At 65.1% G+C, this 24,890-nt stretch carries 29 protein-coding genes; 12 read left to right on the top strand and 17 right to left on the bottom strand.

From position 1 onward, the window contains the following. Window positions 1-185: 185 nt before the first annotated feature. The 6 genes from A5658_RS13850 to A5658_RS13825 all read right to left on the bottom strand — a co-directional run bounded on the left by A5658_RS13850 (window position 186) and on the right by A5658_RS13825 (window position 3,843). The gene (locus A5658_RS13850) at window positions 186-641 is read right to left on the bottom strand and encodes an STAS domain-containing protein (RefSeq protein ID WP_067335677.1); all 456 of its coding nucleotides are present in this window, start codon (window positions 639-641) and stop codon (window positions 186-188) included. A 154-nt stretch (window positions 642-795) separates the two neighbouring features. Further along, on the bottom strand, window positions 796-1,290 hold the full coding sequence (locus A5658_RS13845; RefSeq protein ID WP_067335675.1) for an SRPBCC family protein: 495 nt from the start codon (window positions 1,288-1,290) through the stop codon (window positions 796-798). After that, window positions 1,290-1,919 (bottom strand): nitroreductase family protein, encoded by a 630-nt coding sequence (locus tag A5658_RS13840; protein ID WP_067335672.1) that lies wholly within the window; start codon window positions 1,917-1,919, stop codon window positions 1,290-1,292. Before A5658_RS13840 ends, A5658_RS13845 begins: the two co-directional genes overlap by 1 nt. Window positions 1,920-1,939: 20 nt before the next feature. Further along, window positions 1,940-2,422, bottom strand: a complete 483-nt coding sequence (locus tag A5658_RS13835; protein ID WP_067335671.1) for a carboxymuconolactone decarboxylase family protein — start codon at window positions 2,420-2,422, stop codon at window positions 1,940-1,942. Window positions 2,423-2,476: 54 nt separating this feature from the next. Continuing rightward, window positions 2,477-3,454, bottom strand: a complete 978-nt coding sequence (locus A5658_RS13830) for a nitronate monooxygenase family protein (protein WP_067335668.1) — start codon at window positions 3,452-3,454, stop codon at window positions 2,477-2,479. Beyond that, the gene (locus A5658_RS13825) at window positions 3,451-3,843 is read right to left on the bottom strand and encodes a tautomerase family protein (protein WP_067335666.1); all 393 of its coding nucleotides are present in this window, start codon (window positions 3,841-3,843) and stop codon (window positions 3,451-3,453) included. Before A5658_RS13825 ends, A5658_RS13830 begins: the two co-directional genes overlap by 4 nt. A gap of 219 nt (window positions 3,844-4,062) precedes the next feature. Between A5658_RS13825 and A5658_RS13820 the strand changes: the two genes are divergently transcribed. The 4 genes from A5658_RS13820 (at window position 4,063) to A5658_RS13805 (ending at window position 7,975) form a co-directional block, all read left to right on the top strand. After that, window positions 4,063-5,298 (top strand): acyltransferase, encoded by a 1,236-nt coding sequence (locus A5658_RS13820; protein ID WP_067335664.1) that lies wholly within the window; start codon window positions 4,063-4,065, stop codon window positions 5,296-5,298. Window positions 5,299-5,538: 240 nt separating this feature from the next. After that, a complete protein-coding gene (locus A5658_RS13815) occupies window positions 5,539-6,231 on the top strand; it encodes a GDSL lipase (RefSeq protein WP_067335662.1) in 693 nt (230 codons plus the stop codon). A 78-nt stretch (window positions 6,232-6,309) separates the two neighbouring features. Then, a complete protein-coding gene (locus A5658_RS28110; protein WP_067335660.1) occupies window positions 6,310-6,717 on the top strand; it encodes a hypothetical protein in 408 nt (135 codons plus the stop codon). Window positions 6,718-6,811: 94 nt separating this feature from the next. Continuing rightward, window positions 6,812-7,975, top strand: coding sequence for an LLM class flavin-dependent oxidoreductase (locus A5658_RS13805; protein ID WP_067335657.1), 1,164 nt, complete (start codon window positions 6,812-6,814; stop codon window positions 7,973-7,975). A gap of 13 nt (window positions 7,976-7,988) precedes the next feature. Here A5658_RS13805 and A5658_RS13800 read toward each other — a convergent pair whose 3' ends face one another. From A5658_RS13800 to A5658_RS13790, 3 genes are read right to left on the bottom strand one after another with little or no spacing between them, the layout of a single operon-like run. Continuing rightward, window positions 7,989-9,551, bottom strand: a complete 1,563-nt coding sequence (locus A5658_RS13800; protein WP_067335654.1) for an FAD-dependent monooxygenase — start codon at window positions 9,549-9,551, stop codon at window positions 7,989-7,991. 43 nt (window positions 9,552-9,594) lie between these two features. Then, window positions 9,595-9,939, bottom strand: coding sequence for a DoxX family protein (locus A5658_RS13795; protein ID WP_067335652.1), 345 nt, complete (start codon window positions 9,937-9,939; stop codon window positions 9,595-9,597). 16 nt (window positions 9,940-9,955) lie between these two features. Next, window positions 9,956-10,951: an LLM class flavin-dependent oxidoreductase gene (locus A5658_RS13790; protein ID WP_067335649.1), complete on the bottom strand. Its 996-nt coding sequence runs from the start codon at window positions 10,949-10,951 to the stop codon at window positions 9,956-9,958. An 85-nt stretch (window positions 10,952-11,036) separates the two neighbouring features. Between A5658_RS13790 and A5658_RS13785 the strand changes: the two genes are divergently transcribed. Next, complete coding sequence (locus tag A5658_RS13785; RefSeq protein ID WP_067335721.1) at window positions 11,037-12,128, top strand: phosphotransferase family protein; 1,092 nt, start codon at window positions 11,037-11,039, stop codon at window positions 12,126-12,128. Here A5658_RS13785 and A5658_RS13780 read toward each other — a convergent pair. The 4 genes from A5658_RS13780 to A5658_RS13765 are packed head-to-tail and all read right to left on the bottom strand — an operon-like array spanning window position 12,110 to window position 14,445. Then, a complete protein-coding gene (locus A5658_RS13780; protein WP_067335647.1) occupies window positions 12,110-12,388 on the bottom strand; it encodes a cytochrome C oxidase subunit IV family protein in 279 nt (92 codons plus the stop codon). The two genes, A5658_RS13785 and A5658_RS13780, sit on opposite strands and share 19 nt — an antisense overlap. Window positions 12,389-12,392: 4 nt before the next feature. Beyond that, the gene (locus A5658_RS13775; RefSeq protein WP_067335644.1) at window positions 12,393-12,998 is read right to left on the bottom strand and encodes a cytochrome c oxidase subunit 3; all 606 of its coding nucleotides are present in this window, start codon (window positions 12,996-12,998) and stop codon (window positions 12,393-12,395) included. Continuing rightward, window positions 12,995-13,744, bottom strand: coding sequence for a hypothetical protein (locus tag A5658_RS13770; RefSeq protein ID WP_067335642.1), 750 nt, complete (start codon window positions 13,742-13,744; stop codon window positions 12,995-12,997). Before A5658_RS13770 ends, A5658_RS13775 begins: the two co-directional genes overlap by 4 nt. Beyond that, a complete protein-coding gene (locus tag A5658_RS13765) occupies window positions 13,741-14,445 on the bottom strand; it encodes a hypothetical protein (RefSeq protein WP_067335639.1) in 705 nt (234 codons plus the stop codon). The genes A5658_RS13770 and A5658_RS13765 overlap by 4 nt, the downstream gene beginning before the upstream one ends. A 256-nt stretch (window positions 14,446-14,701) precedes the next feature. Between A5658_RS13765 and A5658_RS13760 the strand changes: the two genes are divergently transcribed. The 3 genes from A5658_RS13760 to A5658_RS13750 all read left to right on the top strand — a co-directional run bounded on the left by A5658_RS13760 (window position 14,702) and on the right by A5658_RS13750 (window position 17,850). Next, the gene (locus A5658_RS13760; protein WP_067335718.1) at window positions 14,702-15,316 is read left to right on the top strand and encodes a TetR/AcrR family transcriptional regulator; all 615 of its coding nucleotides are present in this window, start codon (window positions 14,702-14,704) and stop codon (window positions 15,314-15,316) included. 55 nt (window positions 15,317-15,371) lie between these two features. Then, a complete protein-coding gene (locus A5658_RS13755) occupies window positions 15,372-16,154 on the top strand; it encodes a hypothetical protein (RefSeq protein ID WP_067335636.1) in 783 nt (260 codons plus the stop codon). A gap of 160 nt (window positions 16,155-16,314) precedes the next feature. Then, the gene (locus A5658_RS13750; RefSeq protein ID WP_156751457.1) at window positions 16,315-17,850 is read left to right on the top strand and encodes a glycosyltransferase family 39 protein; all 1,536 of its coding nucleotides are present in this window, start codon (window positions 16,315-16,317) and stop codon (window positions 17,848-17,850) included. A gap of 7 nt (window positions 17,851-17,857) precedes the next feature. Here the strand turns inward: A5658_RS13750 and A5658_RS13745 are convergent, their stop codons facing one another. Continuing rightward, window positions 17,858-18,688 carry a family 16 glycosylhydrolase gene (locus A5658_RS13745; protein ID WP_067335633.1) on the bottom strand — a complete coding sequence of 277 codons (831 nt, stop codon included), beginning with the start codon at window positions 18,686-18,688 and terminating at the stop codon, window positions 17,858-17,860. Between the two features lie 170 nt (window positions 18,689-18,858). On the opposite strand from A5658_RS13745, the gene tpx reads away from it, so the two are divergent. Next, window positions 18,859-19,359 carry a thiol peroxidase gene (gene tpx, locus A5658_RS13740; RefSeq protein ID WP_067335631.1) on the top strand — a complete coding sequence of 167 codons (501 nt, stop codon included), beginning with the start codon at window positions 18,859-18,861 and terminating at the stop codon, window positions 19,357-19,359. Window positions 19,360-19,426: 67 nt separating this feature from the next. On the opposite strand, the gene A5658_RS13735 is transcribed toward tpx, so the two are convergent. After that, window positions 19,427-20,713, bottom strand: coding sequence for an acyltransferase (locus A5658_RS13735; RefSeq protein WP_067335628.1), 1,287 nt, complete (start codon window positions 20,711-20,713; stop codon window positions 19,427-19,429). 152 nt (window positions 20,714-20,865) lie between these two features. Between A5658_RS13735 and A5658_RS13730 the strand changes: the two genes are divergently transcribed. After that, entirely contained in the window at window positions 20,866-21,210 is a 345-nt protein-coding gene (locus A5658_RS13730; protein ID WP_067335625.1) for a hemophore-related protein, read from the top strand. 57 nt (window positions 21,211-21,267) lie between these two features. On the opposite strand, the gene A5658_RS13725 is transcribed toward A5658_RS13730, so the two are convergent. Together A5658_RS13725 and A5658_RS13720 are read right to left on the bottom strand one after the other, a co-directional pair. Next, a complete protein-coding gene (locus tag A5658_RS13725; RefSeq protein ID WP_067335623.1) occupies window positions 21,268-22,059 on the bottom strand; it encodes a family 16 glycosylhydrolase in 792 nt (263 codons plus the stop codon). Between the two features lie 117 nt (window positions 22,060-22,176). Further along, window positions 22,177-23,208: a bifunctional 2-polyprenyl-6-hydroxyphenol methylase/3-demethylubiquinol 3-O-methyltransferase UbiG gene (locus A5658_RS13720; RefSeq protein ID WP_067335713.1), complete on the bottom strand. Its 1,032-nt coding sequence runs from the start codon at window positions 23,206-23,208 to the stop codon at window positions 22,177-22,179. A 61-nt stretch (window positions 23,209-23,269) separates the two neighbouring features. Here A5658_RS13720 and A5658_RS13715 point away from each other — a divergent pair, with 61 nt between their 5' ends. Both A5658_RS13715 and A5658_RS13710 read left to right on the top strand, forming a co-directional pair. After that, entirely contained in the window at window positions 23,270-24,121 is an 852-nt protein-coding gene (locus tag A5658_RS13715) for an SAM-dependent methyltransferase (RefSeq protein ID WP_067335619.1), read from the top strand. A 3-nt stretch (window positions 24,122-24,124) separates the two neighbouring features. Next, window positions 24,125-24,889 (top strand): DUF1906 domain-containing protein, encoded by a 765-nt coding sequence (locus tag A5658_RS13710; protein WP_067335615.1) that lies wholly within the window; start codon window positions 24,125-24,127, stop codon window positions 24,887-24,889. Window position 24,890 lies beyond the last annotated feature (1 nt).

Below are 24,890 nucleotides of genomic sequence, written 5' to 3'. Positions count from 1 at the left end.
CTCGTGGGAGACCGTCACCGAGGCGACGATCAACAAGCTGTCGCGCTATGTGGCGGTCGGCAAGACCTGCCGATGCAACCCAGCCCAGTGTGGTCAGCGCCGCTGCCGCAGCGATAGTCGACTTAGACGTCACGAATAGCAGCATACGGACTTCACGAATTGCGCGCCCGAGCCCAAATACTCGGCTAGGCAGTTTTGGTGAAGAGCGGCAGCAATAGACGACGTCGCGCAGTGGTGGCGTCGGCGAAAAACTGAAGCGCCTCGTGGACCGTCGTCGCGGTCGGGAAGCCGATGTCCCCGTGGGTCACCAGCAGCGTGAGGCTCACAGCCTGGCTGGGGATCACCGCCCATTCCAGCCCGGCGGCGGTGCACGCCTCGTCGAGGGCGTACAGCAGCCGCACAGCCGGCGCACCGAAAGTGTCCACGCCGGTCAGATCGAGCACAAAGGGCTTGTCGGGCAGATTGAAGCGCTGGGCGTAGGTGATGACCTGATCGACGTTGCTTGCGTCGATCACGCCGGTGATCGTCACCACGGTTGCCAGGTGTCGGCACTGCGCGCGGACGAGCGCACCGTTGCAGTCGAAGGGCAGATGGGCGTGCCGCGGTGCCAAGTACGCTGCCGTGGCTTTTGAGTCCTTCATCGAAACGCCCCCATCCCCAAAACACTGTTACTGCAATCGGGATCAGCGACGACCCGAACCTGTTTGAGACGCTAATTGGTTACTCTAAGGTCACTTGTTCCAGCGTTTAATACTTCGGTAAGAAACAATTTCCGAGCATCCGCCCGGGGTGGGGCTAGGTCAACCGGGTGACCGTTCCGGCGTAGCGGAGCGCGGTCTCATACGTGTCGATGTTGTCGCGCGAGATCTTCGCGTGGACCGGTCGTTCGAACAGGAGACGAAGTACCGGGTTGACGGCGCGATAGGTCTCGTGGAAGGTGAGCACGGTGCTGCCGTCGGGCTGTTCCTCGAGTTCGTGATAGCCCTCCACGCGTGACCACAACGGCTTGCCGACCGCCACATAGCGCGACAGCTTGTTGATCGTCGCCTCGGTGACGGTCTCCCACGAGCGCCCCTTGCCACCCGATAGCAAGTATTTGGGCACGGGAAAGACGCAGGTGCGCACGAGACCCTGACCGGCTTCGTCGCCTTCGTTGAGGATCTCCATGCTGCCGGTCGGCCACTCAAGCACCCGCGGCCGCGGCGCGTTCGGCGGGGCCGGCGGGTGCAGCACCCGCCATACCTTTCGCGGGGGTGCGTCGACGTGGAATCGCACGGTGAAGGATTGCATCAGTTATCTCCCCAGCTCTCCCAGAAGGTGACCGTTTCCGCGGGCGGCCGTGCGGCAGGGCGGAAGTCGGTGCCGATCGTGTAGGCCACCGGTAAAAGGGCGGCCTGGGTCACGGCGTCGGGGATCCCCAGCAGCTCGGCCACTTCCCGCTCTCTGGCCAAATGCATTGTGGTCCAGACTGATCCGAGGCCGCGGGACCGCAGCGCGAGCAGGAAGCTCCAGGCGGCCGGGATGATCGACGCCCATGCCGACGAGGCGACGACAAGATCGTTGCCGTCGAAACGGCGCTGCAGGCAGGGGATGACGTGCACGGGCACGTCGGCGAGCGTGTCGGTGAGGGTGAGCGCGCTACCCAGCACACGCTGAGTCTGGGGATCGGTCTCGGACTCCGCCATCCGCGGCAGGTACTGCTCGCCGATGCTGCGGTATATCTCGGCGATCGCGGCGCGTTTGGCGGCGTCGGTGATCACCAGCCACCGCCAGTCCTGGGCGTTGCTTGCTGTGGGCGCCTGCATCGCGATCTGCAGGCATTCCATGATCACGCCTCGCCCGACCGGGCGGGTCAGGTCCAGCCGTCGGCGAACCGCGCGGGTGGTGGTCAACAACTCGTCAACCGACGCGATGTCCACTCGCTCTCCCCGGCTGGCTGTCAGACGTCGATCGCGCAGGACTGATCGACACCGAGAACACTCAATGAACGCCCCAGGCCGAGGAACACCGCGACACAGAGCGTCAGATCGAGGATCTCCGGATCGGAGAAGAGTTTCCGTAGCCGCGCGAAGAACGCGTCGTCGATCGAGCCATGGTCGATCGCGAACCGTTCGGCGTACTCGATCGCCAGGCGTTGTCGCGGCGTGTACCCGGGGAAGGTGGCGTGGGCCGCCACGTTCTCGTAAAGCTCGGGCGCGACCGCCGCTTCGATGACCGAGGGCGCGCGAAAGTCGGAGCAGGCGATGCAATCGTTGATTTGCGCGATCCGCATTCGGGCCAGTTCGCGTTCCTCGGGTGGCAGCACGCTCTGCTGGTAGGCGCCGCGAATCATCCGCTCGACCATGTCGCCGAGTTGCGGGCGCAGCGTCCAGATCATCGCCGCCTCGCCACCGGGGCCGTCGGGCACGTCAAGCCTGGCCATGGATCCGAGCCAACCAGATGCGCGTTGCCGATGTCCAGGTTATTCGCTAGACGGTCAGGTTTCGGCTGCTAAGTCGTTGCCACGGCTCAGGATTCGGCTCGCTTCGGTGGCCATTTCGGTGACGATGTCCGCCGCGGGACGTACCGCGTCGATCAGTCCGATCGATTCGCCGATGAGGATGGCGGCAACGCCGAAATCCTCTGCGGCAACGGCTTTTTCGAAGGTGTCGATCGCATCGGGCAGTTCGGCGTGCAGCTCGGCTTCGTTGCCGTGCCACCCGTCGACAAATGGGTTGCTCAACGCCCGCTCGTTGTACTCGGGCGGCCAATCCAGCTGCCGCACGTAGTCGTAGACCCGTGTGCGATACGTGGTGTCCCCGCTGGCGCCGATGGCGCGCTCGTGCGCTCGCGGGGAGACCAGCGCCTCGGGGGAGGCCCAGAACCTGGTCCCCACGACCGCGCCGTCGGCACCGAGCATCAGGGCCGCTGCCAGTCCGCGCCCGTCGGCCACCCCGCCGGCGGCCAGGACCAACGTGTCGGGTGCTCGTTCGGCGGCCAGATCGACGATCTCGGGAACCAATGTGAAGGTGGAACGGACCGTCATGCCATGCCCGCCCGCCTCGCCGCCCTGGGCGACCACGATCTGCGCGCCGGCGTCCAGCGCGTGGCGTGCCTGATCGAGCGTCTGCACCTGTGCCATCAGCGGAATCCCGGCAGCGTGGATCCGCTCGGCGAACGGCTGCAGTTCGCCGAACGACAGCATCACCGTCGCGGGCTGCCGCTCCAGCGTCTCGTCGAACAGTTCGGGTTTGCGGGCCAGGCTCCACGTGATGAAGCCGCACCCGACCCGTGCTCCGTGGGCCAGATCGAACTCGCGCCCGAGCCAGACCGAATCGCCGTAGCCGCCGCCGATCAGGCCGAGTCCGCCGGCCGACGTCACGGCCGCGGCCAGCCTGCCACCCGAGATCAACGCCATCGGCGCGGAGACGATCGGGTGCTCGATGCCGAAGAACTCGGTGAGACGGGTCTTCATGAGAGTTCTCCGGTCAGAAACTGGGCCCGTCCGTGACCGAAAGACCAGTCCTCGTCGTTGTTTTCGGCGATCGACACGATCAGGTCGGCTGGATCGAGCCCGCATTTCGTCGCCAGGTTGGCGGCGGCGAGCTCGTAGAACTTCTGCTTCATCTCCGGCGAGCGCCGTCGACTCACGACGTGCACCACCACGAGCGCGGCGGAGCGCTCGATACCGAGCCCGGTGTCCCACGCCACGACTTCGTGGCTCGGGTGTGTGCGAACCACTTGATAGCGGTCGCGCAGCGGAACACCGAATGCCTCGACCACTGCGTCGTGAATCGCATCCAACAGGGTGCGAATCTCGGCGGGCCCTCGGCCTTCGATCAGGTCGACATACAACAGAGGCAAGGCTTCTCCTTCTCCGGCGGGCGTGGTGTCGGTGCTGACGCTAGACGTCTCAACACACCGCGGCAGCGATCGCTTCCGCGTCCTGCCAGCGCATTCGCTCGACGGCACACCGAGGCGACGGCTCGCTATCGCTCTGGCGCACTGATACCCTGCCAACGCCGTCGTAAGTGACGATGCGCCGCGGTGGATGAGCACCGACGGCCTCAGGGAAAGATTGTTGTGCGCAGCGGAGAGATCAAGGCCCTCACAGGACTTCGCATCATCGCCGCCGTCTGGGTGGTGCTGTTTCATTTCCGTCCGCTGCTTCGCGATGCCGTACCGGGATTCCTCGATGCGCTGACACCCGTGCTCAACTGCGGAGCCCAAGGTGTGGATCTGTTCTTCATCCTGAGTGGGTTCGTGCTGACGTGGAACTACCTCGACCGGATGGGCGGATCCTGGTCGACGCGCGCGACCCTGCATTTTCTCTGGCTGCGGTTGGCCAGGGTGTGGCCGGTGTATCTGGTCACCTTGCATCTGGCGGCGCTGTGGGTGATCTTCACGTTGCACGTCGGCCATATCCCGTCGCAGGAGATTTACCGCTTCACCGCGATCAGCTATGTGCGCCAAGTCTTGATGGTGCAGCTGTGGTTCCAGCCGTTCTTCGACGACTCGAGCTGGGACGGCCCGGCATGGTCGATCAGCGCCGAATGGTTGGCCTATCTGCTGTTCGGGCTGCTGGTGCTGGTGATCTTCCGGATGGCGCGCGCCACCCGAGCCCGCAACCTGGTCTGGTTGGCGGTCGGCGCCTCGCTGCCGCCGGTGGTGTCGCTGCTGGTGACCGGACAGTTCTACACGCCGTGGAGTTGGCTGCCGCGCATCGTCATGCAATTCACCGCCGGCGCGTTGGTCGCCGCCGCGGTCAGTCGTTTGCAACTCTCCGATCGCGGCCGCCGGGTAGCGGGCTATGTGTCCGCACTGCTGCTCGCCGGCGTGGTGGGCTTCCTGTACTGGTCCGACGCGCACCCGCTCCACGGTGTCTCCGATACCGGCGGTCTGGTCGACATTCTGTTCGTGCCGCTGGTGCTGACGCTGGCGATCGGTACCGGCGGCTTGCCGGCGCTGCTCGCCACCCGGCCCCTGGTCTACGGCGGCCAAATCTCGTTCTGCCTGTACATGGTTCACGAGTTGGTGCACACGTCGTGGATATGGACGGCGCAGCAGTTCGAGCTCACGATGTTCGGCAACGAAGGCAAGTTGCTCTTGGCCGCTGTGCTCGCGGTGACCTTAATCGGCGCGGCCGTGCTGTACCACGTGGTCGAGGAGCCGGCCCGGCTCTGGATGCGCAGGATGGTCGGCGACGGCCGTCCTGTGGTCGACGCCGAGCCCGCGACACCGGGCTCGGGTAACACGTTGCAGTCCATCGACGGCGCCCACGACGGACGGCCGAAATCGGTTACGGCCCGCGCTGGCTGAGCCGACGCGGTGACGCGAGCAATACTGCGCCACAACGTAGATCAAGTACGATCCCTGTGGCGCGAGACCTTCGGGTCCTCGCGCCCGTCGACACAGTGGGGCTTCACCAGCGTTGACTGGCTCCCGCGCAGCGTCCAACCGGATCCCGCGCGGTCGACGGCGAAATTCGTCGTAGAGCTCTTACGATGCCGCTGATACAGGCAAGACACGCGGCCGAGGTGGTGGACATTGCAGCTAACAGTGGGCCGGGTAGCCACAGTCGTTGTCGCAGCCGCGGTCGCGGCCGGCATGGTCACGCACAATCCCGTCGCGCCGCAGTCCTTTCGGACGGTCGCCCGCGGAACGCCGATCGACCACGTGGCGGTGATCGGTGACTCCTACACCACGGGCACCGACGAGGGCGGCTGGGGAGCTAACGCGTGGACCAACCGCACCTGGCTGACGCTCGCACGCCAGGGCGTGCAGGTCGCCCCGGAAGTCGCGTGCGAGGGCAGGGCCGGCTACGTCGTCCGTGGTGACCACGGCAGCGTCTTCGAGGACCTGACGAATCGCGCGGTTCACCCGGACGATGCACTGGTGGTGTTCTTCGGTTCGCGAAACGACCACGGCGTCGACCCGATGCAGATGACGGCCATGGCGCACGACACGCTGGATCTGGCCCACCGGATCGCTCCATCGGCGAAGTTGCTCGTGATCGGACCGCCCTGGACTGACTCCGATCCGCCGTTGGACGTCCTGTATATCCGCGACATTCTCAGCGGTCAGGCCCGCGCGGCGGGAGCGACGTTCGTCGACCCGATCAGCGAGGGCTGGTTCGTCGGAAGGCCCGAGTTGATCGGCCCCGACGGCATACACCCCAACGACGCCGGCCATGCGTATATGGCGGAGAAGATCGCTCCGCTTATCCACGCCCAGCTCTCCCGGCGGGGCTGATCCCGCTCGCGGTCAACGCGTTTCTCACCCGCTCGTCTCGGGTACCTCGGAGTGCACGAGACAAGAGTGGGGATTGACATGAAGTCTTTGCGCACGGCGCTGACACTGGTCTTCGGTGCGGCCATGCTTGTACTGGCAGTCGGCTGCGGCGGAGGTGGAAAGAGCGGTCCCACCACCACGACGACAACCACGACCACAACCCCGTCGTCGAGCATGGCGCCCGCTCCATCGACGGCGCCCGGGGGCGGCGGACCCGGCGGTGCCACCGGCGGCGGCGGACCCAACGGCGGGGGCGGCAGCGTCCCCGGCGGACCCACCGGCGGCGGCGGACCCGGCGGTGGCGGCGGCAGCATTCCGGGCGGACCATCCGGTGGTGGCGGACCCGGCGGTGGCGGCGGCAGCATTCCGGGCGGACCGTCCGGTGGTGGCGGACCCGGCGGCGGTGGCGGTTGCGTTCCCGGCGTCGGATGCGGCGGCTGGCCGTGATCGTGAACTAGTAGCGGATTCCCGCAGCGAACCGCTGGTCGCGGACCGCCCATCGGTTTAGGGTCGGGGCAACTCGACTGCTAGGGGACCGCACATGGCCAAGCTCAGGTTTGGGTATTTCATCGCACCGTTTCACCGCGCCGGGACCAACCCCACACTTGCCATGCAACGGGATCTCGAATTCGTCGAGCACCTCGACGCGCTCGGCTTCGACGAAGCGTGGATCGGCGAGCACCACTCCGCGGGCAGCGAGATCATCGCGTCACCAGAGATCTTCATCGCGGCCGCCGCCGAGCGCACCAAGTGGATCAAGCTGGGTACCGGGGTGATCTCGCTGGCGTACCACAACCCGCTTTGGGTCGCGGACCGCTTGATGATGTTGGATCACCTCACCCACGGCCGGGTGATCGGTGGAGTCGGCCCCGGTTCGCTGCCCAGCGACTCGTCGATGATCGGCCTCACGCCGACTGACACCCGAGAACTGCTGGACACCAACCTCGACATCGTGGTGAGGCTGCTGCGTGGCGAGTCGGTGTCGGCGAAAACGCCTACCCACGAACTACATAACGCCCGCCTGCAACTCGCCCCGTACTCCGACGGTGGCGTGCCGCTGGCGGTGGCCGCGGTCGCCTCGCCGACGGGGGCACGACTGGCCGGAAAGCACGGCATCGGCCTGCTGTCCATCGGGGCGACGCTGACCATCGACGGCTTCAACGCGTTGCAGTACCACTGGGACATCGTCGAAGAGCGCGCCTCGGTGTACGGCACCGCCGTCGACCGCAGAAACTGGACCCTGGTCAGCCCGTTCCACGTCGCCGAAACCGAGAAGCAGGCCCGCGAGGACGTGAAATTCGGTCTCGCGCCGTGGTTTAGGTACTTCCAGAAAGTCGCGGCGTTCCCGCAGATGACGATGCCCGGCGAGCAGGTCGACGAGATGATCGACGTGATCAACGGCAATGGCGCCGGTGTGATCGGCACCCCCGAGCAGGCCCGCGAGCAGGTGCAGCGGATGTGGGATCAGTCGGGCGGTTTCGGCTGCATGCTGCAGATGGGCCACGAGTGGGCGAATCCGGCGGCGACCAAGCGGTCCGCGGAATTGTTTGCCGCCGAAGTGATGCCGCATTTCCAGGGCCAGGCGCAGCCGACCCTGGACGCGGCGGCGCGCGCCAGCGAGGTACGCGAAGGTCTCGCCCAGTCGCAGAACGACGCGGTCGCGCATATGACCAAGAAGTACCAGGACGAAGTCGCTTCGAAATAGCCTCCTTTCGGCCTCAGGCGACCTCGATCCCGAACCAGTCGCGCAGGACGGGGCGCAGTTCGTCGACGTCGGGCCGGGACGCCGACGATGCCCACGCCACATAACCGTCCGGCCGCACCAGCAGTGCCGTGGCCGACACGTCACCGACCGCGCGTCCAGCGACCACCGTAATGCGTTCCGCGACATCAGAAATCGCTCCGACGACGACGGCGTCGGGGGTGAGATCGACCAGCAGCGGTCGGCCGGTGCGGGCCAGCTCGGCCACTCGTTGTTCCCCGCCATCGCTCGCCACGGCGAAATCGGGCACCCACCGTCCGGCCAGCGGATGCGCGCCTAGCGGGTAGTGATTGTCGTTGCCGGACAACAGATCACCGATCCGCTTGGCGTTGTTCGGATCTTCGAGCAGCTCCGAGAACATGTCGCGCAGCGCGGAGATTTCCGTTCCCGGCCGCACCAGGGCCAATTGGGCGCGGCTGTGCATGATCACCCGCTCGGCGGCGGGCCGGCGCTCGGCCTGATAAGTGTCGAGCAGCGCGGTATCCGCGCCGCCGGAGATCACAGCGGCCAGCTTCCAGCCGAGGTTGACCGCGTCCTGCAGGCCCAGGTTCAGGCCCGGTCCCCCCATCGGTGAATGGACATGCGCCGCATCGCCGACCAGGAACACCCGCCCCGACCTGTACTGCGCGGCGATCCGTGAGTTGATGCCGTAGAAGCGGCGAAGGTCCAGCGGCTCGTCGGACACGGGCGTCAGCGGTACGTCAACTCCGAGAACACGTTTGAGGCTCGCCTCGATCTCGGCCAGGCTCACCGGTTCTTCGTTGTAGGCCTCGTCGGTCCCGTCGACGCGGTCCTCGTCGGCCGATCGATCCAATTCCATCGTGATGACCATCGCCCGGTTGCCGAGTCGACGGCATGCGAACACGCCGCGCTCGGCGCGGTGGAACGGGGTAGGAGGCAGTTGACCCCAGCCGGGAATGTTGAGCGCGCCGGTGGTCGGGTCCATCCAGTCGGCAGGAGGTGCTACCCCGAATGCCATTCGGGCCACCGCGTCGTGGGAGGTCATCCCCGGAAAGTCGATGCCCGCGAGCTTGCGGGTCTGGCTGGTGCCCCCGTCGGCCCCGATGAGGTATTGCGCAGGCAGTTCGTACGGGCCGTCCGGGCCCTCGACGTGTGCGACGACGCCGTCGGCGTGTTGCTCGAATCCCGCTAGTCGGTGGCCCCAGCGAATATCGGTGCCGCCGGAGCGGACTCGCTCGGCCAGAAGCTGGACCAGCCGGGGCTGTTGAACCGGGACCATGAAGTGCTGCGGATCGGGCACCTTGGTCAGATCCAGCGCCATCGCGGCGAACATGACCCACGGAGACGGCTGCGGGGGATCGGGCGTCCCGGACACGACGCTGTAAAGGCCGCGATGGTCGAGCAGCCGAACCGCTTGGCCGGTAATCCCATTCGCGCGACGTTGCGGGTTGGGTCCGGCCAACGGCTCCAGCACGACGGGTCGGATGCCGGCTAGCCCGAGCTCGTTGGCCAGCATCAGACCATTCGGTCCGGCACCCGCGATGACGACGTCGATCATTTAGGACAGCTTACTGATCTGCCCCAGGGCGAAGCTACGTGTTTTATCCGAACTGGAGGATGGCGGTCGCGACGGCCAGGCCCAGGCCGAGAACCGCGGGCGCCGTCTCGCCCCCACTGTCGGATGCGCGCGTGTGAAAACCGATGGCGCCCAACAGAAGCAGCGCCGAGCCGATGGCTGCCGCGACACCGATCGGCCACCAGGCCAAGCCCACCAGCACGCCTGCGACGGCACAGAGTTCGAGCACGCCGATCGTCCGCCACTGCACCGGGTTGAGGCCGAGGTGGTCGCGGATCGTCAGCGATTGTTGAACGCCGGCAAGCTTGATCAGTCCGGCAAAGCCGAGCATGGCGGCAAGCAGCGCGGTCACGACAATCTTGGCGATCATTGCTACACGGTAATCCTCAGGCCGCGATGCCGGTGGCAGATGCGAACGCGCGCAACTCACGCTCGATGTCGGATCCAGCTGGCTGGTAGGCGACTTCGGTGACCCCGACGGCGGCGAGGCCGCGGACCCACTCGGCAACCTGATCGGCGGTCCCGGTCAGCGCCGCGGCGCTGGCCATCGGGATGAGCTCGGCGACATACGGCTCGTCGCGCGGGTTGGCCTTTACCAGGTGACCTTCATGGATCGCGAGGTGACGTTCGCTCTCCGGATGTTTCTCCACCGACTCGCGCCAGCCGCGCCCACCCGGCAGCCCGTCCACTGCGGCGGCGCCACCACGCTCGTACATGGCGTGATACACCACCACGGCTCCAGGCCCTGCGGCGTCCATGACCCGGGCCGAGGTCAGCTCTTCGCCGTCGTCGAGCACTGTGCCGAACGCCAGCAACGCCCGCCAGTCGGCGGCCTCGACCGCGTCGGGCTGTGGCACGGCGGCCGAGAACACGCCGTCACCCAGTTCGGCCGCGACCGCCAGTCCCTTTGGTCCGTCGGCCCCGATCAGGATCGGCACGTCGAGCGGTCGCGCTGCGCCGTACCCGGACGCGTGCATCATTGTGATCCGCGCGCCGTCCCACTCGGCGGTCTCGCCCGCCAGCAAGGACTTCAGGCAGCGGACGTAGTCGGCGACCTGCCGCCACGGCATCGGCCGCTTGCCTAACGCGAACCGGCCGGTGAAGCCCGATCCGATGGCCACCGCAACCCGGCCGGGTGCCTGGCCCGCGAGTTCGGCGATCGCGGCCGCGTTGACCATCGGGTGCCGCAGGCTGGGAACGAGCACGCCCGGACCGAGGCCGATGCGCGACGTGCGTTCGGCGCATCGGGTCAGGACCATCCACACGTCGGGGTACAGCGCAGGGGAGTCGTAGAGCCACGCGCGCCGGTAGCCGAGCGATTCGGCGAGTTCGACATGCGCCGGGGTGTCGGAGGAGGTGGCGAACGCACAAGAAATGTCCATAGCCGGACCCTAATCGAAACGGGCCATAGTGTTTTCACTCCTCGGTAGGGTTTTCGCCGACGCAGTCGACGACAAGGAGCCGCAGATGGCGGGGATGGCAGAGCTGGTACCAGTGCTGCCTGCGCATCGCTTCGACGAAGCCACGCTGGCCCGGTACCTGCGCGGGCGGCTGCCAGGATTCGACGGTCAGTTGGAAGTTCGGCAGTTTCAGGGCGGTCAGAGCAATCCCACGTTTCATCTGCACACTGCCGGCGGCGAGTACGTGCTGCGCAAGAAGCCACCCGGCAAGCTGCTGCCACGGGCACACGAGGTCGAACGGGAGCACCGGGTGATGGCCGCACTGGCCGACACCGATGTGCCGGTACCGCGCATGCAGCTTTTGTGTGACGACGAATCCGTGCTCGGCACACCATTTTTCGTGATGGATCATGTACCAGGCCGGGTCTTCCCGGACCGGGTGATGCGTGAAGAGACACCGGCGCACCGTGCCGCTGTGTACGAGGACTTGGCGCGGGTGCTTGCGGCACTGCACGGGGTGGATTGGCGCGCCGTCGGACTCGAGGGTTTCGGTCGGCCGGAGGGTTACATGCAGCGCCAGGTCGCGTTGTGGACCCGGCAGTGGGAGGCCGCGCGCATGGAGGACATGCCGGCGATGGACAAGTTGGCAACGTGGCTGCCCGCGCACCCGCCGGCCGATGATGTGCCCCCGTGCATCGCCCACGGCGACTATCGACTGGGCAACGTGCTGCTGCACCCCACCGAGCCGCGGGTGGTGGCGGTGTTGGACTGGGAGCTCTCGACGATCGGCAATCCGCTGGCCGACCTCGGGTATTTCTGCGTGACGTATCACGTGCCGGGCGGGCCCGGCGGCCGAAGCGGCGTTCTCGGCGAAAACCTCACCGGCACTGGCGTTCCCGATCAGCGGGAGTTCCTAAACAGCTACCGTGCGCATGCCGACCGTGAGCTGCCTGAATCGCTTGACGTGTTCGTGGTGTTCTCGATGTTTCGGCTGGCCTCAATCACCGCGGGGGTCTGGCGGCGCGGGGTCGAAGGCAATGCGGCCGATTCACGCGCCGGCACCAGCGAATACCGGGAGCGCTACCGCAGTATGGCCGAAACCGCCTGGAACTTGGCGCAAAAGATCACTGCCCGAACGGCCTACAGGCCGGCGAAGTAGAAGCCCAGAAGCAGTGTGAAAAGCCCGAGCACCCATCCAGTGGTGGTCAAATTCAGCCAGAGCGGTGCGCGCCGGACTTCCATGAAGTGCTGAATCACCAAGTACGCCTTGACCGCAGCCATCAGCAAGACCACCGTCGTGACCGTCGCATTGATCTGGTGCGCGGCACCGCCGTCGACGGAAATGAACGACGAGGCGATCGTGACCGCCGTGAGAAATGCCCAGACGATCGTGAGGGGACTGCGGATCAGCGACGTCACGGATCTACCTCATCAAATACAGCAGCGCGAATAGGACCAACCACAAAACATCGACCATGTGCCAATAGGTGGCGCCGGTCTCGACGAGCGACATCTTGGGCTTGGCCTCGGTCTTGAGATTGCGGATCACGAAACACATGATGACCAGGCCGAGCGCGACATGGCAGAGATGCATGCCGGTCATCACGAAGTAATACATGAAGAACAGATTTTTTCCCGGCGTCAGACCGGCGCTGATCTCAGGGATCCATTCGAACAACTTCAGTAGCGGGAAGGCAGCGCCGAAAGCGAGCGCAATTGCCCACCCGCGCAGCGCATTTCCCGAATTTCCGGCGCGTGCCGCCGCGGTACCCAATGCGACAAACAGCGAACTCGTCAGCAGCACCACGGTATTGACGGCGCCGATGTCGACGTTGAGCCGGGCCTGGCTCTGCAGGAACATCTCCTGGTGCTGACCGCGGAAGTACATGTAGCCGACGAAGTACATCGCGAATATCAGCAGGTCCCCGATGACGAAGAACCACATGCTGGATTCGCCGGGAACGTGACCACGCGCGTCGACGACCGACTCGTCGACGCCAGTGGCGGAGCCTTCGGCGACGTCGGTCATGCGAGTTCACTCTCGGGCTGGTCCTTGATTGCCTTGAAAATGCACACGTACACGATGAGCTGCCACGAGACGTACAGGATCATGGCGAACCAGAAGGTCATCAGGCCGTTCCAGGCGAACGGTCCGGATTTCACGATCCAGACCGGGGCGACAATCAGCTCGCTCACGTATTGCCAAACGGTGTAGTAGCCCAGCCACTTTGGCAGGATGTTGTTCTCGTCGAGGATGATGGCCAGGCCAAAGGCCATCCACATGACGCAGAAGCAGCCCAGTGAGCCGATGAACGCCAGGTAGCCGAAGTCGTAGAGCATCGCCAGGACTGCCGCGCTGTACCCGGGGCGAAAAGCGCCAAGCCCGAAGCAGAACATCGGAAACAGCATCCCGACGATCGCGCCGGTCATCGCGCCGATCATTATCGAATAGCGGAACGCCGGACTGACCGACATTCGGTTGACTTGCATGAGATAGCAGGCATTGGACACCGGCGCCAAACCGTAAGCCAGCGTGAGGATTACGCACGCGATCAGCAGATTGTGAGAGTGCATGAAGTCGACGATGCGTGGCGTGGGACTGCTGGGGGACCGCGGCGGCATCATCCAACTCAGCGGCACGAACACCAGCCCGAACAGGTTGAAGAAGAACGGCACGCTCCAGAATGCGATCCACTGGTCGAGCTTGCGATTCGTACGCCACGACTTTGCCGGGCCGGCTCCCGGTCGAGGAATCGTCGCCACGCTGCCGCTCATGCCAGCGCCACCCGCTCGTCACCCTGGCGGTTGACCGCCCGCAGCAGGGCCCAGAACATCACCGCGATGTACACGGCAAATGTGGTGAGTCGCAACGTGAATGAGAGTGGACCGTTCCAGGCGAGTGGGCCCGATTTGACGAGGATCGAGAACGCGCTGGGCGCCAGGAATGCAAGGGTCGCGACATTGAAGTGCGCGACCCAACGCGGGAAGATCGGATCCGGCCGCTGGTCGAGATAGACGCTGAGGGCGAAGCACAGGTTCTGCACCATGATGGTGCCGACCGGAGCGACGAAGAAGAACCACGCCATGTCGTTGAGAAGGCTGGTCAGCTGCGGGTCGCGGTCGGGCCTGAATGCGGCCATGCCCCAGCAATAATCGGCGAGGATGAACGCCGTCGTTCCCACCCCGACGCAGATGATGTACGCGTAGGTGAACACCGGGCTCGACGTCGCGCTTCGGGAGATCTGCACCGCGGTCACCGCGAACAGCGGCACCAAGGAGCACGCGATGAGGTTGCACAGGATCGAGACACCGAGGATTCCGGTGACGTTGCCCTGGAAGAACGCCGCGACTTGTTCGGGTGTCAACGTCGGTGACAGCGGGGGAGAGAACACCGGAAACGTGAAATAGGCCAGCACGAACAAGGCCACCGCCGGCGGCGCCGTCCACAACAGGATGCGTTGACCTCTGGTATTCATCGATGCCGTCCCTGCTTTGCCGGATGCGAAGTCGCCCGCTCCGACGAGATGTCCTACCGAGAAAGCGTGCGTCCCACATCTAGCACGTTCGCTGACAGATAACAACGAAATCAGCAACTTGTCACTTGGTAACCGGATTCGACTGCACGGATCATCGGGATCAAAATCGCTTTGACGAGGCCTGATGAGTTCAGCGTCATCAGCCGGAGGTTTTCCGCATTCAACTTTGAGTGATATCTGTCAGCGAATGGACGACATGCGGCAGAATAGTGGGGTGCCGGACACCGCCACAGGTCGCGACGCTCAGCGCCAGAAAACCCGTGCGCGGGTGCTCGATGCCGCGATCGTGGAGTTTCAGCGTGCCGGCGCACAGTCGGCGGATATCAACGCGATCGTCGAAGCCGCGGGGGTTGCTCGGAGCACCTTCTATTTTCACTTTCCCACCAAGGAGCACGTCCTGCTCGAGTTGATCCGTCGCGACGAGGACTACCTCGCCGAGGAGCTCAGCCGGTTTCTCAACACCCGCCGCGGCCTGGAGGAGGTGTTGACCGAAATCATCAGACTCGTCGTCGCACTCGAGACCCGGTGGGGCGCAGCATTGTTCCGCGACGTGATCAGTCTCTATTTCTCACCAACCGCACCCAAAGACGAGAATTGGACCAAGCATCCGACTTTCCTGCTGCTCGCCGCCGAGATCGAACGCGCCCGCATCCGCGGCGAGCTCTACGACGACGTCGACCCCTACGACAGTGCGGCGTTCTTTCTGATCGGCGTCCACGGCCAACTGATCAGCGCCGGAGTGCCCGGGTCCGGGCGTGACGAGGTGCTGAAGAAATTCGTCACGAGCACCCTGCGCAGTCTGCGGCGCTGAACTGTCGGCACCCAACGCTCCCGCGGATGTGGTCGCGCCCATAAACTGACCGATCGTGGGCATTCTGTTTGGCTTCGCGCCGTGGATCGTCTATTGGATCCTGGTCGGCAATACACCGGTCCTGGTCGCTGCTCTGGCCGCCTTTGCGCTCGCCATTGCCGGGCTTTCCGCCGCATATCTCATCAGGACACCGCGACGTTCCCTCGAAATCGGTTCCAGTGCAACGTTTCTGGTACTCACTGCACTGACTCTGGTGGCAGGCCAGTCGGTGGTGCTGCAGTGGGCGCTGCCACTCAGCTTCGCCGGCGCACTGCTGACCATCGTGTTCGGCCGGCAATTCGGGACGTCGTTCGTGCACGAGTATGCCGCGGCGAATCAACCGCCCGGGGTGGTCAACAGCGACGTGTTCGGCCAGATCGTCGCGCGCTTGACCTGGATCTGGGTCGCGGTGTTCGCGGGTATGACGGTCTCGGCGTCGATTCCGCCGGTCGTGGCCGCCGACCCCTCGGTTCTCGACGCCACGACGCCGGTGAGCTACCTCAGCTATTGGGTGGTGCCGTTTGCGCTGTTCGGCCTGGGCGCGCTGGCCACCAGGATCCTGCCTGACTGGATGATCGCGGCGGCTGGCGACGTCGAACGCAAGACCACCTTCGTCGCTTATCACGAGGCCACCATCGACGAGCTGTACTACCTGGCCCAGGAGCATGCCAACCGCGAGGTCGGCGCGGGCGAAGAGGCGTACGCCGTCAAGGTGGGCAGCAAGGGCACCGCACTGGTCGGCGACGAAACTCGCCATTCGTGGCCGTCGACGTACAAGGTGCGCCAGTCCCGGCGCTGACGAGCTCAGGCCAGCCAGTCGATCAGCATCTCGGCGGGTAGCTGCCCGACGCGTCGGCGTGCACGGTGGTCCCGGCCGGCATCTCGGGCACAAGCGCAAGGGGATACCTTCTGACCCCCACCAGCCCGGGCACCTACCGCGCTTCTGGCACCATGGCGAGGTGCTCAGCGGGTATCGCAGACGTCTGGTCGCAACACCGCCGCGCGCGTGGCTCGACCCACTGGTCGTCGCGGTGTTGGCCGCCGCCGTGAGCTTGGCTGGTGCAAGCCGTCCGTCGTTCTGGTATGACGAAGCCGCCACAATTTCGGCCTCCTACAGTCGTTCGCTGAGTCAGTTGTGGCAGATGCTCGGCAACGTCGATGCCGTCGAAGGTCTGTACTACCTGTTCATGCACGGCTGGTTCACAGTCTTTCCGCCGACCGAGTTCTGGTCCCGCGCGCCAAGCGGTTTGGCGATCGGCGGCGCGGCAGCCGGACTCGTGGTGCTGGGCAAGCAGTTCTCGACTCGCGCTGTCGCCTTGACCTCCGGAGTTGTCTGCGCGATTTTGCCGCGGTCGACCTGGGCGGGCATCGAAGCCCGGCCGTATGCCTTGTCGATGATGGCCGCCGTCTGGCTGACGGTGCTGTTCGTTTACGCCGTCCGCCGTGACAGCGCCTGGGTGTGGCTGTCTTACGGGATCGTTCTGGCGTCGTCGGTTTTGCTCGACCTGTACCTCGTGTTGATGTCGCCCGTGCATCTCGTTTTCATTCTTCTGTTTCAGCGCGGCAGGCGCGTCGTCACACGTTTCGCGGTGACGACCGCCGTCGCCGGTGGCGCGGTGGCGCCAGTCGTTGTCGCAGCCGTTCGTCAAGCGCACCAGATCAATTGGGTTGCACCGATCGGACACCGCACGATCGAGGACGTGGCGATTCAGCAGTATTTCGAACGGAGCCCCCCGTTCACGATTGTGTCGGCACTAATAGTTGCGATGGCAATTCTGTTGTGGCTCTTCACCTCCGCGCGCCCAACCGTGTCAGATCGCCAGCTGTTGACGTTGTCAATTGCATGGTCGGTATTTCCGACCGCCGCAATCGTCGCATGGTCGGCCTTGGTGCACCCGATTTACACGCCCCGCTATCTGAGCTTCACCGCACCTGCGATCGCACTCGTTCTGGGTGTCTGCATCGGCGCGTTAGCCGTCACAAGATGGGCAGCTGCGGCTATCGTCGGGCTGCTCGCCATCGCCGCAGCGCCGAATTACATTGCGGTGCAACGCGGCCCATACGCCAAGTATGGAATGGACTACAGTCAAGTCGCCGATCTGATCACCGCACAGGCCGCACGGGGCGATTGCTTGCTCGTCAACGACACGGTGACGTTCATGCCCGCCCCGATGCGCCCCTTGCTGGCGGCCCGCCCGGACGCCTACCGAAAGTTGATCGATCTCACCCTGTGGCGACGGGCGACGGACCGCCACGACGTCTTCGACACCAACCTCATTCCGGAAGTTGTCGCGAAGCCGTTAGGCCGTTGCCGCGTGGTGTGGATCATCACCCAAGCCGACGCGTCACGCCCCGATCATGAGCGCGCCGCACAGCTGCCACCCGGCGAGCGTTTCGGAGCGACCCCGTCATTCGCGGTTCCGCACCAGCTCGGTTTCCGCCTGGTCGAGCGCTGGCAGTTCAACCTGGTTCAGGTGATCAAGGCGACGCGGTAACGATCGGCTACCAGACCCGGATGTAGTCGACGAGCATCTGGGACGGAAAATTCCCGAGGGCCGGATCGCCCGCCCCGACTCCGCCGACCGCAAGCGTGAACATCGGCTGCATCCAATATCCGGGATTGTTGAACGGCCACCGGAGGTCCTCGGGGGGCCCACCGTATACGTGGATGGGTTTCGGCGGAACTTTGAAGTACTCAGCACCGTCGCGCGAGAACTTGAAACCGTCTGTATCCCACCGCATTTGCCAGGTGTGCCACGCGCTGTCCACCAAGCCGGGAATCGACTTGCCTTCCCAGGTCTTCCCGTTGGACGCCGCATGGACGGTGCTTCCCGGGGCCCATTCGCCGTTGCCGTACCACTCGAAGATGTCCACCTCGCCGTCGGGCTGGGGATCCTCGTTGACAGTCCAGAACGACGGCCACAGGCCCGGGAACAAGCAGTCCAGCTTTATCCGCGCTTCCCACGTCGTTCCGATGTGGCCCCGCCAATTGCCGCGCAGCTTGCCGCTGTAGTACTGATCGCCTTCTTTGGTGGCCTGCAGCACCAGATTGGAGTTGCCGTCGAGAAACACGTTCTGGGACCGGTATATCCCGTCGACCGGCGGAAAGACGTCGTCCTGCCAGGTCTGCGGCGTCCATTTCGACAGATCGGGGCCTTGTCCGGCCGGCCCGTCGAACTCGTCGTGGAAGAGGTAGGGGCCGGTGGGTCCCGCGGCGGGCGCCGCTGGCGGCGCCTCATGGGTCGGATTCGCGAGCGCTTCCGGCACAGGGAGCGCGGCCGCGGCCGCAAGCATGCCCAACCCGGTTGTCAAAAACATGTTGCGTCGATTCATCTCCGGCACAGCACGACGATATAGGAGATGGCGTGGCAGCACGCGGAAGCAGCGCAAGATCCGCACCACGAAACCTCAAGTTCGCAGCTTGGGCTGCGTGTTGACAGTCCGTGGCGGCGAACACTGGCCCCCGGCCACGATTGCCCTTCCCGGCTTGGCAGACTGTCCGCATGGCACAGATAACTTTGCGCGGAAACACCATCAACACCGTCGGCGACCTGCCGGCCGTCGGGGCGAAAGCACCCGCGTTCAACCTGACCGGATCGGATCTGGGCGCGGTAAACAGCGAGCAATTCGCGGGTAAATCCGTGTTGCTGAACATCTTTCCATCGGTCGACACGCCGGTCTGCGCGACCAGCGTGCGCACCTTCAACGAGCGCGCTGCCGCCGGCGGTGTCGCGGTAGTGAACGTGTCGAACGACCTGCCGTTCGCGCAGGCGCGGTTCTGCGGCGCCGAGGGGATCGAGAATGTGCAGACCGCGTCGGCGTTCCGCGGCAGCTTCGGCCAGGATTACGGCGTCACGATCGCCGACGGCCCCTTCGCCGGCCTGCTCGCGCGGGCGGTCGTGGTGATCGGCGCCGACGGCAATGTCGTCTACGAGGAGCTCGTGCCCGAAATCGCGCAGGAGCCCAACTACGACGCAGCACTGGCCGCGCTGAGCGCCTCCTGACTCGGTTTGTCGTCTACCTCGTAGCGGCGAGGTAGACACCAAACACCCACTGCCACAACGGCGTTGCCTAGGTACGGACGCGATCTGCCGAGGACAGCGCGACCAGCAGCACGCCCGCGCCGAAGATCACCGCAGTCAGCCACGGGTAATGCCCCGACGGGGCGAAGCCTTCGGCAGCGAGGTACGTCAGCCCGTACGCCGCCATCGCAGCGCCGGACAGCAGCGCCGGCGCTGCCCAGCGTCCCCTGAGCACGTTCAGCCCCGGCAGCGGCGCGGCAAACAGGCGACGGCCCCACCAAAGCAGCGCCAACTCGACCGCCGTCGCGAGGCTGAGAATCGTCACCCATTCCAGCCGGGCGAGCCACCAGGCACCGCCGCCCTCGACCGGCTGCGGCAACAGCCCGGCCGGATAGCCGACGACCGCGACGATCACCACCGGAATCATGTGCCACAGATAGAGGGCCATCACGTTGACGTTGGCCCGCGATAACAGGCGCCGAACGGCATCCGGTCGCAGCGCGCGCTCGACCACCGGAGCGGCGCTGATCACCAAGCCTGCCTGTGCGCACCCAAACGCCAGCATTGCCAGCGACGGTGGTTCGGTGTTCTGCACCGCCTGGCCGGGGACGCCGATCATGCTGACCGGGTAGGGCCCGAGCCAGATCAGCAACCACAGTGCGCACGCCGACCCGAAGGCTAGCAGCCTTGGCCGAATTCCCGCCAAAAGACCGCTCTGCCAAGCGATTCCGAGCTGATAAAGCGCTGCCCAACAGAATAGGTAGTTCAGCCAGCCGAGATGGGCGACATGACCAGCCAGCGAAGCGGTGTCCACCGCCACCACCGCCACCGCGAGTGCTGCGGGCACGAGCAGCCCCCAACGGCGTTGTGCTGCAATCGTAATCGGCGTAAGAGAGACCACGATCAGATAGATGGCGAGAAACCACAGATGCATGGCCACCGCCCAGCCCGCATACTCCAGCAGCGAGCCCGAGGCACCCGCGCTCTCGAACGCCACGACACACGCCGATACCAGCACGACGTACATCGCTGAAGGACCCAGCACTCGGGCAAGCCGATGCCGTAGCCATGCCTGGGCGGACATCTCGTCGTCCGCACGGCGATGGCCCCAGGACACGCCAGTGGCGTAGCCCGCAACGAGAAAGAACGTCGGCACAGCTTGGAACAGCCAGGTGAGCCACTGCGTCCACGGCTGGTCCATCAGCGGGTTCTGCCGTCCGAAAGATCCGTCGCGGTAGGTCACCGACCCGGCGAGCCAATGGCCCAAGACGATCAGCACCACCCCGGACACGCGATAAAAGTCCACCGCTAGGTTGCGAGGCGGACTCTCGGCCATAGCCAAAAAGTACCCGTGCGATGCAAAGCTAGGTGTGACCTATGAGGTTCATGAGTCCAGTCTTCGACCAATCCGGCCCCCGAATTGTTCCGCTAAACTGAAATTCTCGGCGCCGAGGTTCGGCGATTCGCAATCCGGAAGGTGTTCCTCATATGGTCACGCGTTCAATGAGCAAGCTGGCTGCTGCAGCCGGGGGTCTGGCATTGGTGGCGCTCGCCGGCGCGGGGATCGCGTCCGCGGACGGGTTGTCGGAGCAGGCGATCAACACCACCTGCAACTACGGTCAGGTGCACGCCGCACTGCAAGCCCAGAACGCGGGGTATGCAAACCTGCTGGACCAGCACCCGGACGCGCAAGCATTCCTGCAGGACTACCTCGCGTCGCCTCCCGCCGCTCGCCGGGCGAAGGCTGCCCAGCAGGCGGCCGCGCACCCGGGCCAGGCCGCGATGTTTTACCCGGTGATCAACAACGTCGCCGCTACCTGCAACGGCTTCTGACGCCTCTCAGGCGACGGGGTGGACCTTCTGGTTCACCCCGTCGTTTGCGTTGTGGACCTACCAGACCCGGATCCAGTCGACCAGCATTTGCGCCGGATAGCTCCCTGGTCCGGGATCACCGCCGCCCGAGCCGGCAACCGCGAGGTTGAACACGGGGTAGACCGTGTAGCCGGGGCCGTTGAACGGCCAGTCCGGCAGCGAGTCCGCCGAAACGGAGAAGTACGGCGCAGCGCCGTCGACGTAGTCCTTCCAGAACCGCATCCCGGTGGCATCCCACTGGCAGCGCCAGGTGTGCCACGCGCTGTCGACCGCGATGTTCTGGGTCTTCCATTCGCCGCCGTTGGCCTTGGCGTGCACGGTAGTGGCCGAGGGCCAGCTGCCATTGCCGTACCACTCGACGATGTCGATCTCGCCCTGGTCGTCATTGCCGAGCCAGTACGCGGGCCAGGCGCCCGCGGTCAGGCAGTCGAGCTTGATCCGCGCTTCCCAGGTATGGCCGACGCCGCCCCTCCAGCGACTCTGGACTTTGCCGCCGTAGAAGGTGGGCCCATCCTTCGCGGCCTTGAGGACCAGGTTGGATTTGCCGTCGAGGAACACGTTGCGGCGGTCGTCGCGGTACTGGCCGATGTTCTCGGGCAGTTCCCAGTGCGTGGGGTCTTTGATGTGCTCGCGCGCCGTGGCCACGGCCCACTTCGACCCGTCGGGCGCTGAGCCGGCCGGGCCGTCGAAGTCATCGGAGAAGACGTAGTTGCCCGACGGAGCCGCCCGGGCCGGCGGGACCGGGGTTGCGGCGGCCAGCACGCCGAATCCCGTCATCAATATCAGGGTGCGACGATCCATCTCCGGCATAGGCACAGCACGATAGCAGCCGTTCCTGCTCTCATCGAGCGCGGTCGCGGCTGTGAAACAGAAGCAGCGGTCGTAGTTTTGGTCGTATCGCAGCCCTGGCTTCTGTTTCGCAAGATCTCACGCCTTCCGGTACACGAGCCAGCGCAGGTCGATGGGGGAGTATTCGGCGTCGAGATCGAACACGTCGAGTCCCTGGGCCCAGCCTTCGAACCAATCCGTTGGTGGCCAGGCGCTTTCGGGGAGATGAATTTTCTCGTACTCGTAGGCCGCGTCATCGCTGACCAGATCGAACGGTAACTCGCTTGTTGCAGCTGCCAATTCGTCACGTGTATAGATCATCGTGTTGCACTGCTGCCCGAGTTCACGGGTCGCGTCGTCGGGGGTGTAGCCAGCTCGCGCCAGGAAGGTGTTGAACACCAACTGCCCTCCCGAAGCCAGGCAGTCGGCCGCGAGTTCGAAGATTCCGCGCAGTTCACCCGTGGTCCGAAAGTCGGGGACTACCTCGGCGAGAATGATCAGCTGATAGTCACGGCGGACCCCGTCCATGGTTTCGAAGACGTCGCCGTTCATGACGCGCACCTGCAGCGATTCGCGCCCGGCTTCCGCGCGAATGATGTCGGCGAACTTCGGGCTCATCTCCACCGCGTCCACCGGGTGGCCACGCCGGGCCAGCGCCAGCGCATTGCGACCGGTTCCGGCGCCGATGTCGAGCACCGGGTGGGATCCGGGATCGGCCATCTCGCGGGCCAATGCCCACACCCGCGCGTCGGGCTCAGTACCGAACAACGGCCCTTCGCGGGTACTGATCCAGCCGTCGTAGGCGCCCCCAAGTGTCACGGATTCGGTTGTGACGCGGTAGTTCATCCCGATGCCGAACGGAGCGTGGAACGAGATCACGATGTTCGACCGCGATGAGGCGGTATAGGCCTTGGTCAACTCGGCCGCCAGCACCGTCCTGAGCTGAGTGGATTGCTCGGGGGTGTACTGCACGCCGGCGGCGGCAAACACGTTGGCGCACATCGTGACGTACTCGTCGAGCATGCTGGGGACGGCGGGAACCGTGATCTGTGCGGTCACCTCTGCTCGCCGATACAACCGCCGGACCGTTGCCTCGTGCAGCGTGGCCGGACTGACGGGCCGATCGTCCATGACACCCTTGTACACGACCCAACCCCGATTCCACCAGCGCCGGAGTGCTATAACGCAACGTATGTCAAACGGCGGGCATGTGATCACTCACGTCTCAGACACGGCCAGGTGGACCGCGCTGTACCGAGCCACCGAATCCACCCGGACCGACGCGCTGTTTCGCGACCCGCTCGCCGCGCGGCTGGCGGGAGAGCAGGGCCGCGCGATCGTCGCCAAGACCCCGATGACGAGCCGCAGCGGCTGGTGGCTTGTCGCGCGCACCAAGATCATCGACGACGCTATTTCCCAAGCGATCGCCGACGGCTGCGACCGGGTGCTGAATCTCGCCGCCGGCTTGGACACGCGGCCGTACCGATTGGATCTTCCGCCCGACTTTCCGTGGATCGAAGCGGACCTTCCGCAGATGCTCGAGGAGAAGGCGGAACTGCTCGCCGACCAGGTGCCCCGTTGCCGGTTGACCCGGTCCGCGGTCGACCTCGCCGACCCCGTCGCCCGCGAAGCGTTCTTGGACGAGGCGCTCGACGGTGCCAGCAATGCGTTGGTCTTGACCGAGGGCCTGCTGATGTATCTCGAAGACGCTGATGTCACAGCACTTTCGGATGCCCTCAACCGGCCAGAGGTGGGCTGGTGGATGTTCGACTTCGCCGGTCCGGGCTTGAAGAGCCTGATGAACAAGAAAATGGACGGCCTGCTGCAGAATGCCCCGTTTGTCTTCGCGCCCGAAAACGGGTTGGCCTATTTCGAAGAGCTGGGCTGGCGAGTCCTCGAATCCGAGTATCTCATGGCCGCCGCCAAGCGATTTCACCGCTTGCCGGTCTTCATGTGGCCGGCCCTGTGGGGTCCGCAGCCCAATCCACGTCATCCAGGCAAGCGGCCGTGGAGTGCGACAGCCCTTCTGACTCGGCGCGGCTGAATCATGATTTCACGACGCGAATTCGCCAAATACGCTGCGGCAGGGGCGGTGTTGGGCCTCACCTCTTTGGATGCGGCTCTCGACGGGCCTAAAGCGTCCGCCGACAACCCCAGGCTGATCGATTTTGCGGAGCGCCGAATCGCGCCCGCCGAGATCAAAGCGGCCGGCTATGCCGGGGTGGTGAATTACGTGTCCGAGTCACGCCCCGGCGCGAACTTCGAAGCGAAGCCGCTCACTCGCGAGTATGCGGACTCGTTGCGCGCGGCCGGTTTACACATCGTCAGCAATTTTCAGTACGGCAAGCCCAACGGAACCGCGCCGTCGGACTTCACCCGCGGTTTCGACGGCGGTGTCGCCGACGCGCATGAGGCGTTGCGTCTGCACAACGCCGCCGGGGGCAGCAATTCTGCGCCGATCTTCTTCAGTGTCGACGACGACATCAACGCTGACACCTGGAACAGCCTGGCGGTCAATTGGTTTCGTGGCATAATCTCCGTGTTGGGTTTACCGCGCACCGGGATCTACGGCGACGCTCAAGTGTGCCGCTGGGCGATCAACGACGGCGTGATCGGCCATTCCAGCACAGCGGGACATCTGTGGGCCTGGCAGACCAAAGCCTGGTCGAACGGACAGCGTGAACCGGCCGCCGTGCTGTACCAAGAGGTGGTGAACAGCCCATCGAACCCCGGACCGCTGCTCGGCGGCATACACATTGACGTCGACGAGGTGCTCGCCGCCGACTACGGGCAATGGGACCTCAATCGATGAT

The organism is Mycobacterium sp. 1245111.1, assembly GCF_001673405.1.
Taxonomy (GTDB): domain Bacteria; phylum Actinomycetota; class Actinomycetes; order Mycobacteriales; family Mycobacteriaceae; genus Mycobacterium.
This window is presented reverse-complemented; position numbering and strand designations above follow the sequence as displayed.